The 14,039-nt window shown below is 44.1% G+C and carries 11 protein-coding genes; 4 read left to right on the top strand and 7 right to left on the bottom strand.

What is annotated here, in order from left to right:
* Positions 1–76: 76 nt before the first annotated feature.
* The gene (locus JMY00_RS03860) at positions 77–916 is read right to left on the bottom strand and encodes an SDR family oxidoreductase (RefSeq protein ID WP_201579190.1); all 840 of its coding nucleotides are present in this window, start codon (positions 914–916) and stop codon (positions 77–79) included.
* Positions 917–1,089: 173 nt separating this feature from the next.
* Positions 1,090–3,237 (bottom strand): DUF4105 domain-containing protein, encoded by a 2,148-nt coding sequence (locus JMY00_RS03855; RefSeq protein WP_201579189.1) that lies wholly within the window; start codon positions 3,235–3,237, stop codon positions 1,090–1,092.
* Between the two features lie 255 nt (positions 3,238–3,492).
* Here JMY00_RS03855 and ampD point away from each other — a divergent pair, with 255 nt between their 5' ends.
* The 3 genes from ampD to JMY00_RS03840 all read left to right on the top strand — a co-directional run bounded on the left by ampD (position 3,493) and on the right by JMY00_RS03840 (position 6,538).
* Positions 3,493–4,122, top strand: coding sequence for a 1,6-anhydro-N-acetylmuramyl-L-alanine amidase AmpD (ampD, locus tag JMY00_RS03850; RefSeq protein WP_201579188.1), 630 nt, complete (start codon positions 3,493–3,495; stop codon positions 4,120–4,122).
* A gap of 112 nt (positions 4,123–4,234) precedes the next feature.
* Positions 4,235–5,785 carry a murein biosynthesis integral membrane protein MurJ gene (murJ, locus tag JMY00_RS03845; RefSeq protein WP_201579187.1) on the top strand — a complete coding sequence of 517 codons (1,551 nt, stop codon included), beginning with the start codon at positions 4,235–4,237 and terminating at the stop codon, positions 5,783–5,785.
* A gap of 129 nt (positions 5,786–5,914) precedes the next feature.
* Positions 5,915–6,538, top strand: a complete 624-nt coding sequence (locus tag JMY00_RS03840; protein WP_165597277.1) for a hypothetical protein — start codon at positions 5,915–5,917, stop codon at positions 6,536–6,538.
* 11 nt (positions 6,539–6,549) lie between these two features.
* Here the strand turns inward: JMY00_RS03840 and JMY00_RS03835 are convergent, their stop codons facing one another.
* Entirely contained in the window at positions 6,550–7,170 is a 621-nt protein-coding gene (locus JMY00_RS03835) for a GNAT family N-acetyltransferase (RefSeq protein ID WP_165597276.1), read from the bottom strand.
* Between the two features lie 215 nt (positions 7,171–7,385).
* Between JMY00_RS03835 and ribF the strand changes: the two genes are divergently transcribed.
* Positions 7,386–8,453, top strand: a complete 1,068-nt coding sequence (gene ribF / locus JMY00_RS03830; RefSeq protein ID WP_201579186.1) for a riboflavin biosynthesis protein RibF — start codon at positions 7,386–7,388, stop codon at positions 8,451–8,453.
* Positions 8,454–8,530: 77 nt separating this feature from the next.
* Here ribF and JMY00_RS03825 read toward each other — a convergent pair whose 3' ends face one another.
* The 4 genes from JMY00_RS03825 to JMY00_RS03810 all read right to left on the bottom strand — a co-directional run bounded on the left by JMY00_RS03825 (position 8,531) and on the right by JMY00_RS03810 (position 13,708).
* Entirely contained in the window at positions 8,531–8,770 is a 240-nt protein-coding gene (locus JMY00_RS03825) for a DUF2789 domain-containing protein (protein ID WP_057761462.1), read from the bottom strand.
* A 294-nt stretch (positions 8,771–9,064) separates the two neighbouring features.
* A complete protein-coding gene (locus tag JMY00_RS03820) occupies positions 9,065–10,048 on the bottom strand; it encodes a malate dehydrogenase (protein ID WP_102092813.1) in 984 nt (327 codons plus the stop codon).
* A gap of 376 nt (positions 10,049–10,424) precedes the next feature.
* The gene (locus JMY00_RS03815) at positions 10,425–11,105 is read right to left on the bottom strand and encodes a hypothetical protein (protein WP_240990641.1); all 681 of its coding nucleotides are present in this window, start codon (positions 11,103–11,105) and stop codon (positions 10,425–10,427) included.
* Positions 11,106–11,593: 488 nt separating this feature from the next.
* Positions 11,594–13,708, bottom strand: a complete 2,115-nt coding sequence (locus tag JMY00_RS03810) for a lytic transglycosylase domain-containing protein (protein WP_201579185.1) — start codon at positions 13,706–13,708, stop codon at positions 11,594–11,596.
* Positions 13,709–14,039 lie beyond the last annotated feature (331 nt).

Raw genomic sequence — 14,039 nt, 5'->3', positions numbered from 1 at the left:
TCTCCATAAACTATAAAACAAATAAAAACGATTACATCAAAGGCTATTTTATTCTTTAGGGCTTAACTCTAAAGGCTTACTCTTGATGGTTTAAAATATCTCGGTAGCCTGTCTGCCAATCAGCATAATCAAGCCAAGCTAACGGAATGTTGCTGTGCAAGCGTTTTCCTGTCACTGAGGTTTTTGTATTATCAGTAGTAGGAGGTGTCTCGCCAACCTGTTCACTAAGCCAAACCCCTAGCTCAAACGTAGTAACAGGTCGATAGTCCGTCGCTAGATAGACAGACTTTGGTGTTTCTATCGTCAACACTTTGGCGATGATATTGACCAAGTCGCGATCCATGATGCGGTTGCTCCAATGCTCAGCTGGCACTGGATCTTTATTTGGCTCACGAGCCTTGCGTAGTCGCATTAAGCGCTCGCGACCGTAGATGCCACTAGGACGAATAATAATGGCTTTATCACCGAAGCCTTGTTGCAGCGCTTGTTCTGCTTGCAATATAACTTTTGAGGCTTCACGCGCTGGCGTGACAGGTGCAGTATGCTCATCAATCCATTCGCCATTATCCTGACCATAGACACCAGTAGAAGAAATGAATACCACACGTTCAAGTTTAATAAGCTGTGGAGCAAGCGTTGCTAAATGCTGACTAATCGCTAGATAACTGTCGTGATAACCGCTGGTCGAATACTCATCAGGGGTGACGATAATCGCAATATGAGTAAATGCTTGTAGCTGCTCAGCCGTCAAAGTCAACGCATTAGCCTGCAAAAAATCTGCACTATCTACCAAATCATAGTATTCGCGCTCACTACGAGCTAGCCCAGTCACACAATAGCCATCTTGGGCGAGTTTATTGGTCACTGGTAGGCCAATATCACCTTGCCCGATAATTAGTAAATTTTGCGTACTCATAAAGCATGTTTCCCTTTATACAACTTCCTTTATACAACGATTACAGCACTTAGAAGCCGTTTTGTTTAAATTAATGCCTAAATCAACGGCTAAATCAGTGTCTAAACCAATGTCTAAACCAATGTCTAAACCAATGTCTAAACCAATGTCTAAACCAATGTCTAAATCAGTGATTAAAAATAACGTCTGTACGATAGCTGTATATCATCGTTGGCATCGATACGTTCTTGCCATTCGTAATTTGCATTGATACGTAATGCTTGTTTTTTATCAATATCGTATTGCAGCCCTAAGCTTGAGATTGGTTGCCAATAATGGCCACGGACGTTGGATTCATCGCTGCTGCCATGATACCAATATGGCAATTGCAATTCAGCTTGCGCGCGTAATTGATTGTTAATCTGATAACGGCAGCCAGCATTGATACCTGCGCCTAGACGAAAGCCTTTATTGATACCGCGTCCTACTTGCCCTGTACCTGCCAAAAAGGTATAACACAGTTGCGGCGGCATCTCACCAGCACCTGCATCTGGCGTACCAAATGCCCATGACCAGCCTTTTTCGTAACCCACGCTACCGACCAAATGATCCGTACCTGCCTCTTGCGATCCATCGTTTACTCGCGTCGCCTCGATACTGGCGCCCCAAGTATTGCCTTTTTTGGCAGCATTAACAGGGTTAAAAGAGCGGCCACGAATCAAAGTGACATTTTGCAATACCACACTGTCTGGCTGATTGGGCTTACTGTCATCTGTGTCATACAATCGTAATGTCGCAGCCAGCCCTTCTAAATTAAAAAACTGTGGATACCCTGAAGCGTGGTCAAGCGTATCATGAAACCCTGCTCGAAACCCAATATCCATATAGTCATTGTCACCACGCTGCCCTATACCTATCGTGCCCAATTGTAGCGGATGCCTGTCTATTGGATTATTATCCGATACATCGATTTGACGCTTGAGTAGTGTTTGCCCATCAGCTGACATGCTCGATACAGGGTTGAGCTGCGCAGACTGAATCTCACTCACGGTTTGTTTGGCGCTATTATGATAGCCCAACTGCGCGCGCTGTTGTTTTTTCTCATTGAGCTGTGCTTGACGTAAGGTATTATCAGCAGGCGTATAAGTGGTACTTGCCAGCAACTGCTCATTATTTAATAGTTGAATCACATCAGAAGGCACGATTGCGTAAGACAATTGACTCAGTAGGTTTTGCTGCGGACGGACCACATCAATAAGACGTAGAATCTCAGAAGCACAATTATCCGTGGTAAAGTAATACGGCATCTTTAACGCTTTAGTTTCCCAAACGTGGCGCATAATCTGCTGAACTTCCGCTGGCGTCAGACTCAACTGATACGTCCACGTATCACGTTCATCATCTTGCAGGTATTTCGCTAGCATCTCTGGATAAAGGTCAATTTCGATAGCGCTATTGTAGCTACCAATCATTGACTTAGTAGCATAGATCGGGAAACTGTCGTTTGGATCACCGTCTACCGTATAGTTCAGCGCATAAGCCTTATCGATTTGATTTGGATCGGCGATGCTCGCTTTTGAGTCAATGCGTAACAGCGTATGAGCAAACGCAGAGAGCGGATTGTCCAAGTACTCCTGCGCAAACATAATAGATAGCTGCTCAGGCGCTAATGTCGACATCCATTCATCCAATTCTGGACAGTCAGCAGATAGACTTGCAGCATCGATCGCTAGCGCCTCTGTCAACCATGCCACTCGTGCTGGAAAACGACATAAGACAGAATTATTATTGGTATCAGTTTTTGCTTGGTCGTTATCAGTTGCTGATGATGACACCAACTCTTGTGCAAGTGCTACAAGCATCGCATCCAATTCTGCACCTGAATCTCGTTGACCATTTTTACTTAAGAAAAAGCTCGAATCATCAACCAAACTCTCTGTTTTCTTTTTACCCAATACACTGTTTTTATCATCGTAAAAATACAACAAGCGTCGCCATGTTGTATGCTGTGCCAACTTGTCTGCTTTTACTTGCTGCCGCCATGTTGATAGTAGCTGCTCTGTCTTTAAGCTTGATTCAGATAAAGTACTATTTTGAATACTAGGTTCAGCACTATTAATATTATCCGGCTCGGATAATGCATCTGAATTAGAATAAGTAGGTGCTATGCTAGATGCGTCAGGTGACAATGCATCTGATTCAAGGACGGACAGGGGCGTTGGTAGAAATGCCTGTGTTTGAGCCGAGAGCAGCAACCCTGCTACAGCCAATGGTAGACGTGCTCGCAGGCCAATGGGCATTAGCGTACAATCGATAGGTATGGACGTCAGTTTTATAGACATGAGGTAAAATCTCGCACGTTATTATTCATACGCTATCAGCGTTATTAAAGTTGCTGGGTCAGAAAATCATACACGTCGCCCACTATCATTTAACTATTTAGATAGATTTTTATCACACCATTATCAATACTATAGTCAAGTCTATATAAATCCGCTACATTGTCATCCTCGCTAAGCATATTAATGTATAACTTGCACTCGGTTTCCTTGTATCGGAATTATATTGAACTGACTATAGTATAAAAAGAGAGCATTATGCCTGCATCATTGCCAAACTCATCATCTACGTCGTCAATGACTATCAAAGATGGTCTACTATCGGCAGCCACTTGGCTGGCCTCACCCAATTACAATGTAAGGCCAAAAGGTTTAAGTATTGACGCTATTGTCGTACACAATATTAGTCTACCACCGAATGAATTTGGTGCCTGCGACACTAATGGTACGCATTACGTGAAAGCATTATTTACCAATCAATTAGACTGGGATGCTCATCCTTACTTTCAAACAATTAAAGGTGCAGAAGTATCAGCGCATTTATTTATCGAACGTGATGGCGCTATCACTCAGTTTGTTAATTTCAACGAACGGGCGTGGCATGCTGGGCGGTCTAGCTACTTGGGTCGACCTGAATGTAATGATTATAGCATTGGCATCGAGCTCGAAGGGTCGGATTTTGTGTCCTTCACCTCTGCTCAATATGAGCAGCTAGCCGAAGTAATTGCCGCCATCTATAAGGCCTATCCCAAAACACGTCGCCACTTGACGGGCCATAGCGATATCGCGCCTGGGCGTAAGACTGACCCTGGTAATTTTTTTGAATGGGCAAGGTTGCGCCAGTTAGTGGCTAATGCAACGAAAAACGATGCACCATCACATAAGTGATTTCCACACTCAATCCATTTATCTCAATGGTGAAAGTGATATAATTCGTCAGTTTTTCATCTATATCACATCAGCACATAACTCAATATACAACTTAGCAAGATAGGTTCTCATGGCAAAAAGTCGGTTATTTCGTTCAACCATGGTGGTTAGCAGTATGACCATGTTATCGCGTATTTTAGGTTTGGTACGTGATGTTGTATTGCTAGGGGTTTTTGGTGCAGGTGGTTTGATGGATGCCTTTTTGGTCGCCTTCAAAATCCCAAACTTCTTACGACGACTGTTTGCAGAAGGCGCGTTTAGCCAAGCTTTCGTGCCGGTACTCTCCGAATACAAAGAAAAGTACAGCTTGCAACAAGTGCAGATTTTGGTCAGTCGTACCTCGGGCGCATTGTTGCTAGTTCTATCGATGCTTACGGTAGTGGTCATCTTAATCGCACCTTGGGTGGTGACGTTGTTTGCCCCTGGGTTTGCTGATCAACCCAATAAGTTTGCTATTACCGCTGAGTTATTGCGTCTTACCTTTCCGTATTTGCTATTCATCTCTATGACAGCCTTTGCCAGTGGTATTCTGCAAAGCTACGGTCGTTTCGCCGCACCTGCTTTTGCACCAGTTCTATTGAACCTGTGCATGATTGGTGGTGCGCTGATTTTTGCGCCGATGTTTGATACGCCCATTATGGCGCTTGGCTATGCTGTTGCTATCGCAGGTTTGCTACAATTCTTGATTCAACTGCCGCAGCTTTGGCAACAAAAGCTGCTTGTCGCACCAAAGATTGACTTCCAGCACGAAGGTGTTCGTCGGATTTTGAAACTGATGTTACCTGCTATCTTTGGTGTGTCTGTTACTCAGATTAATTTACTATTGAACACTATCTTTGCCTCATTAATGATTGGCGGTTCCGTCTCTTGGCTCTATGCAGCTGAACGTATGAGCGAGCTACCATTGGGTCTGATTGGTGTGGCGATTGGTACCGTCATATTACCAAGTCTGTCAAAAAGCGAAGCTCAAAAAGACGACGTCAGTTTTAAAAAGACCATCGACTGGGCAGCACGCCTTATCATCTTAGTCGGTGTGCCCGCCTCAGCTGCCCTATTTGTACTGGCAGATGTATTGATGCAAGCACTATTCTTACGCGGTGAGTTTACCTTACGTGATGCCCAGATGAGCTCACTGGCCCTACGTAGTATGGCAGGTGGTATCTTAGGATTTATGCTTATTAAGATATTTGCTCCTGCGTTTTTTGCGCGTCAAGATACCAGAACCCCTGTAAAAATCGGCATCATCTCTGTCATCGCCAATATGATCTTTAGTGTTATTTTTATCGGGATATTCTATTTCTTAGAGATACCACTACATGGTGGTCTGGCATTGGCTACGACTGGCGCTGCTTTTGTAAACGCAGGCCTACTATATTACTTCTTGCACAAGCGTGATATTTTCCGTTTCGGTCCGCATTGGAAAAAGCTATTTACGCAGTTTGCTATCTCGACTGGCTCTATGATTGGCGTGCTTTATTTTATGCTGCCTTACTTCCCTACCGATCAGGCTCAGTGGCAACGTATCGTCGCGCTGATTGTTATGTGTGCTGTCGGAGCGCTGGTTTACGGTGTGGTATTGCTAGCGACTGGTTTCCGTCCGCGTCAGCTAAAGCACGGCTAGGATAAAGTATAAGCAAACTCATGACGGGCTTACGAAACCAAAACAAGCCTGTTATGAGAAATGACAATGCGCGCTGCTAATAATTGTCATAATAGATCACTAATGAATACATGACATTTGAGGTTTGATATGACAACGAAACAGCCAATCTTCCAGCGCTTACCAATTTTGCTAGCAACTGGTGTACTAAGCACTGGATTGCTTATTAGCGGTTGTAGTAACAATGAGCCGGCTGAAACTGCTACCGATAATGAAGATGTGGCAGCGACTGTTGATACCTCAGAAGACGTCACATTAGACAATGATACGACTGACCAAGCAATAACCGATGACAGTGCTAGCGAAACAGGCGAAATTATAGATAGCGCTGAAGACAAGACAGCGATTGTTAGTGATAATATTAATCCAGTCACTGAAGCGGCCGAACAGAAAAGTCTAGTGACCAATCCGACTCAAGCCGGTACGCCAGAGGATACTGTCAAGCAAGCCCTAAACAGCTTATATTACGGTGATGTGAAGGATGCGGCGTCATATTACCAAGTCGATATGGCAAACTTTGAAAAAGAGCTTGCCAATACTCAGTCTGCATTTCAGCAAACGGTGGATGGCGTTACGATTACTGATACCAAATACAATGATGACAAAACTCGTGCCACCATCACTGGCGAGCTGATGTTAAAAGGACAGAGCGAACCTGCACCACTGACCTACCAGCTACAGAAGATAAAAGGTCAATGGAAGATTTTGGGTTAGAGCGTTTTAAGTTAAATTGTTTCAGACGCTTTATCTAAAATATCGTCTGACGTGACTGCTTTGCCAAGCATCACAACATCAGCGATAAACCCTTCCATATCGCAGACTTCGGGCATATAGCCCCATTGTTCAAAGCCAAGCTTACGGAATAATCCTAAGCTTGGATGGTTATGAGCAAAGACAAGGGCAATGATATTTCGAATACCTAGGCTTGGTGCTTGCGTCAACATCCAACGGGTCAGCACACTGCCTAAGCCTTTGCCCTGATAATCTTGATTTAGATAGATGCTAATCTCGGTACTGATGTGATAGGCCGTACGTGCGTACAAATCACTAAAGCTGCCCCATGCGACTATCGGTGCTTTTTTTTGATCTATATTATTTGATGATAGTGCTTTAACCACATATATCGGTCTGGTTGTGCTATCCAAATGTTCCTCAAACCAAGTAGCACGCTCCTCTAGCGTAACCAATGCAAGATTGGCTGTTGCTTGTTTGCCCGGTATGCTTTGATTATAAATGGCTAAGACTTCTGCTAAATCTTCTTTATTTGCACGCTGCACAACGAACTGATCGGTAAGCTGATATGTCGATAGGTCGGTTGGTATAGTATTTAAGGCAGCAGCAGACATAAGAGCTCCATCGTTGTCGGGATTGTTGTTAGGATTACTATTAGCATCATTGGCAATAAAGAATAGCCACCCTATGCGCCATACTTGCATTACACGTAGACTATAGGATGTTAGTGTAGCTATTTTACTTTATAATGGCTGGTTTTAGACACATCAATTTTAAGCATAGATGTGTTTTTTCGTTTTTTATTTGGTCTCATCATAGCTGAAAACTTATGAAAACCTATTTTCTTGAGCAACTGATTTCGTCGCCACACACTTCATCTACGGACACTGTCCCAGTAGAGTTGGCATCTTGCGTGCTCACTATCGGCAATTTTGACGGTGTGCACCTTGGTCACCAAGCCATGCTAGCCCAAGTTCGTGAGATTGCACATACCCAAAATTTGGGTGCGGCGGTCATGATTTTTGAGCCGCAGCCACGCGAGTTTTTTGCACCTGCTAAAGCACCTGCACGTTTGACGAATCTGGCAGAGAAGCAAGCACTGCTAGCAGAGTATGGTGTTGAAACATTGATCGTAGCAGGTTTTGATACAGAGTTTCGCTCGCTATCAGCACAAGCGTTTGCCGATATATTAGCCAAGCGTTTGAACGTCAAAGCATTGGTGCTGGGTGACGACTTCCGCTTCGGCCATGATCGTACTGGTGACAGTCAGTGTTTGCGTGGTTACGGTTTGGATGTGACCAACCTGCATACGGTCACTGATAGTAATACTGATAGCGACAGTATTGATACTATGGATAACGACGCTGCCCGTATTAGCTCTACTCGGGTTCGTGACTTACTATTAGCAGGTGAACTTCAGGCGGCCAACAGGTTGCTTGGTCGTGACTATGCAATCACAGGAGGGGTTGTGCGCGGCGACCAGATAGGTCGTACGATAGACTTCCCTACCGCAAATATCGATTTACAGCGTATAAAGCCTGCCCTGCATGGTATTTTTGCAGTTGACGTGGTGAGCTTAGATGACAATGGTGATGTGATAGCTGATGGTTTGACTGCGCTTGCCACCGATGGTCATACAGGTGTTGCTGGCTTGCGTCCGCATAGTTTGTTTGGCACGGCTAATATTGGTAAAAGACCTTCTGTTGATAAAGGTGATGACTGGCGACTAGAAGTCCACTTTCCGCAGTTGCAAGCTGATTTGTACGGACTGAATTTACACGTACGTTTCCTACACTTTTTGCACGGTGAGCGTCGCTATGATGGAATAGAAGCATTAAAAGCGGGTATTCATCAAGACGTTGCAGATCTACTTGAGTGGCGCGAAAAGCAAATTTGATTTTTAGTGTTACTCCAGACATAAAAAACCCCGCGATATTAAGACTATTGCGGGGTTTTTTATCTCTTGATAAACTTTTATGCATCAGGATGTAAACGGACATTTAGCTCATCGATGGTTTCTACCCATGCGGCATCTTTTTGCCATTCTTCTTGCAGGAACATACGCTGATTATCCGTCCAAATGCTAGCCTCTGTCAGTTTTTCTTCGCTAGCTAGTTGGTTTGCTGCGATAAAATTATCAATTGCCTCATCAGAGCTGTCTAGGCCTAACTGAGCAAATAACTCATTCATACTATATTCTGGTTCACCCAACATAAATTTCTCCTTAAATGGTACGAATAGGATCGTACTTATTGTTTAATGTGCTTATTATTCAAATTGACACATTCATTGTAGCAAGCTTTATTTTAATAGCTGTTAATCAACGTTTATCTAACGTTATCAATTGTATTAACAGTAAATCGCTTTTATTCATTTAAGATGATGATTGAATTGCTCTCATTTGCCTATTTCTTATAGACATAAAAAAAGCCCTCACACTTAAGAGGGCTTTTTTGTACTACTTACCTTTACTACTTAAATCATAGCTTACTGGATAGCAGCTTAGATTTACGGTAGTAAATGTGCTACTGCATCACGCTCTTCACTAAGCTCTTGCTCAGTGGCAGCCATTTTCTCTTTCGAGAAATCTGATGATACATCAACGCCGTCTACGATAGACCAGTCGCCGTTAGCGCATGTGCATGGGAATGAATAGATCAAACCTTCAGCAATACCGTATTCGCCGTTTGAGTAAACGCCCATAGATACCCAGTCATTCTCATCAGTACCTAGTGCCCACGTACGCATATGTGCGATAGCAGCGTTGGCAGCAGAAGCCGCAGATGATGCACCGCGAGCTTTAATAATCGCAGCACCGCGCTGTTGTACTTCTGGGATATAAGTTGCTTCGTACCATTCGCGATCAACTAAATCTAGCGCAGGCTTGCCGTTTACCGTACAAGCGGTTAGATCTGGATACTGAGTTGACGAATGGTTGCCCCAGATGATCATTTTTTTCACGTCATTTACAGTGCTGTCAGTCTTGCCAGCCAACTGTGCCATAGCACGGTTGTGGTCTAGACGAGTCATTGCAGTAAAGTTGCGTGGATCAAGATCTGGTGCATTGCGCTGAGCGATAAGTGCGTTCGTGTTGGCAGGGTTACCGACTACCAATACTTTTACATCACGGCTAGCGACTTCGTTCAATGCTTTACCTTGTGCTGAGAAGATCGCAGCGTTGGCTTCTAGCAAATCTTTACGCTCCATACCTGGGCCACGAGGACGTGCACCAACCAGTAAAGCATAATCGATATCTTTGAATGCGACATTAGCATCGTCAGTTTGGACGATACCAGCCAACAATGGGAATGCACAGTCTTCTAGTTCCATGACCACACCCTTTAGGGCGTCAAGAGCTGGCGTAATTTCAAGTAATTGCAAAATAACTGGCTGATCTTTACCTAGCATCTCGCCAGATGCAATACGAAATAGCATCGCGTAGCTGATATTACCAGCGGCACCAGTGACGGCAACACGTAAAGGCTGTTTCATTGACATTGAATACTCCCTAATTAATTATTAGATAATTCTAATGAACGATTATCATTTTAGATATCGACTTGTTTGCCGCATAGCAGCATGTATAAACCGAGAGCTAGTGTAGCACTTCATCGCAGTGACCGTCTAGATACAGTCATAGACCCGTCAGGGATTATATTGTTACATTTTATACGAGAGGATTTTTGTAGAGGCTAAGCGCTTACGAATAAAGCGCTAGAGGGTTTCAGTACATGATAACTAAAGCATATTTTCACTGTATTGTACGTAGATACAATGGTCAAAATAGGCAATTTGCACTATTAAGTTGGGCTAAGTGAAATGAAAAATGGTATCAAAAAAGAAGTTTGAGCAGGTAACTAAGTAAAGGCTATCGTCCACCTGAAATGATAAATTTACTGCCACAGCTGTCTATAACGTCATGACAAGTCCCAAAATCACTACCTTCATAACACACGTGTATATCAGTAAGTATCGATTGGCGACGGCTGCCTTCTTGACAGATGAGATCCACACTGTTTGATGACATACCACTATTGAGACGGGTCATTTGACTGATAAATCGTGATTTGGAAACGGTATAACTATTACCCGTATTTAGCTCATTCGGTAGCTTTAATCCACCTGCATAGTTAGTAATCTGGCGGAAGTAACTGCTGGCGCTAAGCGGGCTACAGGCTCCATAGCGTTGCCACGTTTGGCTACGTACCGTTGTGTCAGGCATGATACGGTTGACAACTTTTAGTTGTAGCGGGGTAAGGCGTGGCTCACTACCGCGACCGCAGCGCTCACCATATCCCATATCTAGACCAGATACGGTCAATGAATACCCTTCTAAACACTGACGCATACGTGCCCGCGTTGGCTGCATATTACATAATGCTGGGGTCATCTCAATCATCAATACGCGCTGACCAGTCTTAACCGTGCTAGCCGCCTGTGCTGGTAGCAGTATAACGCCTTGTATAAGTATTAAAGCGCCGAAGCTCATCGTCGCTTTAATACTACCTACACTGTGTTTGCTAGCCAAACCTGCACGCAATCGCATCATAGAGTTAGCAGCCTTGTTGCTCAGGTTTGTATCTGTCTTTGTATTTGCCTTCGATAAAAAACATATCCGATTAGATAACGAATATTTGGTTTTTGGCGACGTAGACAGACTAAAATATTTTTTGATCATAGGACTGAAGGCAGTTAGTTAGCAATGATAAGACATAGGCTATAACTTAAATCATTAGACGCGATACATAAAACACGCATTGACCTAAGAACAAGACTGAAAAATAGGGTTTCCCATTAAGGCAATGGTAACAAAACGTTTTTTTTAATCTATAGCAAAAACGTAAACGTTGACGACATCGTCAGGAATCTCGATAAATGTTGATAAAGCACTGAAGGATAAAGACTTTAAAATTTGTCTTAGCCAGATGAGTGATGCTTGGGCAAATCAGAGTTGATCAATTGACAAAGCAAATCAGCAGATAAAAATAAACCACTAACAAAAAATTATTAGTGGTTTATTAAATACAAGTTCAGTGATTAAAATCCAGCTGGCACCGTACCCATACGCTGAGTGATTGGCTGACCACGACCCAACAGACTGCTGTAGATAGTGGCGTTTTCCATTACGTGTTTGACATAGTTACGTGTCTCAGGGAATGCAATCGACTCTACATACTGATCTGCGGCCAGTGAACCATAAACTGGCTGCCAGCGTTTGGCATTATTAGGTCCAGCATTATAGCCTGCGGTTGCCAATACTGGTTGATAATTAAGCTTGCCCAAGATATCACCCATATACCACGTACCATAACGAATATTGGTATCACCGCTGTTGGCACGGCTCGCACTATACGTCTCGCCTAGGTTACGAGCGATATATTTTGCGGTATCAGGCATAACTTGCATCAGTCCACTCGCGCCCACGTTTGAGCGCGCAGAGGATACAAAACGGCTTTCTTGACGCATAATACCGTACGCCCATGCTGGATCAATACCTGCTGACTCACTATAACGTACGACTGCGCTTTGATGCGGCATCGGATGCGAGAGTGCGAGACTATCCACCCTATCAGTATTATCAACTGCATAAATCGCTCGGTCGAGCCAGCCCATATCATAGGCTTGACGAGCAGCAGCGACGATCAAATTGTCATCACGATTGTCACGAGCTTGCTTCACTGCCCAGTTCCACTCGCGGTTGGCATAAGCACGACTGGCCTCAGAGTTATATAATGCAAACGCACGAGCGAAGTTAGCGTCTTGCATGACGCGCGCGCGGTCAGCAGTACTGACATTAGGCAAATTACTACCGCCTAAACGGCTAGCATCGAAACGCTGCCCTATTTTGTCTTTTGCCATCAGGCCATAGTAGTCATTACTTTTTGCTAAGTTCTGATACATTTTTTTAGACGTATTACGCTTGCTACTATCGCTTGACTGCTCATACGCACGAGCTAGCCAATATTGCCACTGGGCTTCTTTTTGGGTTTCGCCGTCCATTTTTGAGATAGCTTCTACCACGTCATCCCAACGACCGAAGCGAATCGCCGCCATAGCGTAATCTTCAGCTTCTTCAAAATTAAAATCATTGTCCAAACTGTTGCGGAACCAATCCACTGCTTCAGCGTTAAAGCCATCGTCAGTGTTGTGGTTCATACGCTGTACGCCAAGCGTACGATAAGCATAGCGTCGGGTTTCGTCATTCAACAATCTGACCGCGCGCTGATTGTCTTGTTTGATATCAAAGTCTAACTGTAGCGCCGCCTCACGATAAGACTTGTCAGCCATACGGCCGATTGCGTACATATATAGGTATTGATTGGTTTGGCTTGCAGGCTCACGACCAAAACGGCTAAAGAAAGAAGACGGATTTAGCTGAATTTCACTGAGCGCCGAATAAGCAATTGGCGTACCAAGGCGTGAGGACAATGCCATAATATCACCTGTCTTGCCTTTACGTAGCATACGCTTGAGACGAGCCGCACGATCTTGATTACTAATTAGCGCGTTGTTGTTCATCTCCATCGCTAGCTGATCGCACAAAGCTGGTTGCTTTTTAGTGGTTAGCCAAACATCAGATTTGGCTGCCATAGCACGCATGGTGTCACCGCCATTATTAAACCCAAGCGCAACCGCACAGCGCTCACTGGCATCGGCATTGGTAATCAAATTGGCTACCTGTCTAACCGAGGCGTAATCGTTCGATCCTGCTTTGGTCTCCGCAAAATCAGCCACTAATTTCTCAGCCATAACTGTGTCTGGATATTGGCGCACAAACTGCGAGACCGCCGCTGAACTCTGTGAATTGAGATCTAGATTCATGCGCCAATAGGTCGGATACATCGCAAACAAGCCGCCGCTCATGACTTGCTCATAGTTATAGAGCGCACTCACATCACCGCGATCTGCGGCGATAGCGGCTGCCATAAATGAGTCAATACTACTGTCTTGCTGATAATCTTGTTGATAGCTTTCCTCATCGCCCCACGTCAACTCGGCACAAGCGACTTGTGACACACCAAGTGCACTGACCGCTGTTGCCACGCTCAACGCGCTCAACCGTAGCGTACCTACTGTGATTCGCTTTGACGCGTGTTTTTGACTGATAGACTCTTCATCCTTGATGCTATGCGCAACACGCAACTTTGTCATACTGACTCTCTTTATGATATCTCTACAAACATGTGAATAACGGTTCGCTAAGTACCGCCAAGGGTATAGCAATCATCATACTATACTCATTGTGCTTTCAACTATCTCCTTTACCTTTTGTTAATAAATAGGACAGCACGGTGTAACATAGAAGTGATAATGAGCCGCAGTTTTTATGAATAGTAATACGAACGACAGTAAATAATTGATACTGCTATGAATTATTTATCATATTGAGGACCTATCGCTCGTGCTAATTTTTCACATTGGCACAGGGTTGTGATAAAATACGCCACCTGTTAATCGGCTACTCCGCTATATTTTTGGTCAA

The organism is Psychrobacter sp. Pi2-52 (assembly GCF_904846705.1).
Lineage (GTDB): Bacteria > Pseudomonadota > Gammaproteobacteria > Pseudomonadales > Moraxellaceae > Psychrobacter.
The sequence above is the reverse complement of the archived record's forward strand: the minus strand, read 5'-3'. Positions and strand labels throughout refer to the sequence as shown.

Coding starts and splice junctions, on each gene's coding strand:
- JMY00_RS03860 (WP_201579190.1), bottom strand. CDS start 916: ATGAGTACGCAAAATTTACTAATTATCGGGCAAGGTGATATTGGCCTA.
- JMY00_RS03855 (WP_201579189.1), bottom strand. CDS start 3,237: ATGTCTATAAAACTGACGTCCATACCTATCGATTGTACGCTAATGCCC.
- ampD (WP_201579188.1), top strand. CDS start 3,493: ATGCCTGCATCATTGCCAAACTCATCATCTACGTCGTCAATGACTATC.
- murJ (WP_201579187.1), top strand. CDS start 4,235: ATGGCAAAAAGTCGGTTATTTCGTTCAACCATGGTGGTTAGCAGTATG.
- JMY00_RS03840 (WP_165597277.1), top strand. CDS start 5,915: ATGACAACGAAACAGCCAATCTTCCAGCGCTTACCAATTTTGCTAGCA.
- JMY00_RS03835 (WP_165597276.1), bottom strand. CDS start 7,170: ATGTCTGCTGCTGCCTTAAATACTATACCAACCGACCTATCGACATAT.
- ribF (WP_201579186.1), top strand. CDS start 7,386: ATGAAAACCTATTTTCTTGAGCAACTGATTTCGTCGCCACACACTTCA.
- JMY00_RS03825 (WP_057761462.1), bottom strand. CDS start 8,770: ATGTTGGGTGAACCAGAATATAGTATGAATGAGTTATTTGCTCAGTTA.
- JMY00_RS03820 (WP_102092813.1), bottom strand. CDS start 10,048: ATGAAACAGCCTTTACGTGTTGCCGTCACTGGTGCCGCTGGTAATATC.
- JMY00_RS03815 (WP_240990641.1), bottom strand. CDS start 11,105: ATGATGCGATTGCGTGCAGGTTTGGCTAGCAAACACAGTGTAGGTAGT.
- JMY00_RS03810 (WP_201579185.1), bottom strand. CDS start 13,708: ATGACAAAGTTGCGTGTTGCGCATAGCATCAAGGATGAAGAGTCTATC.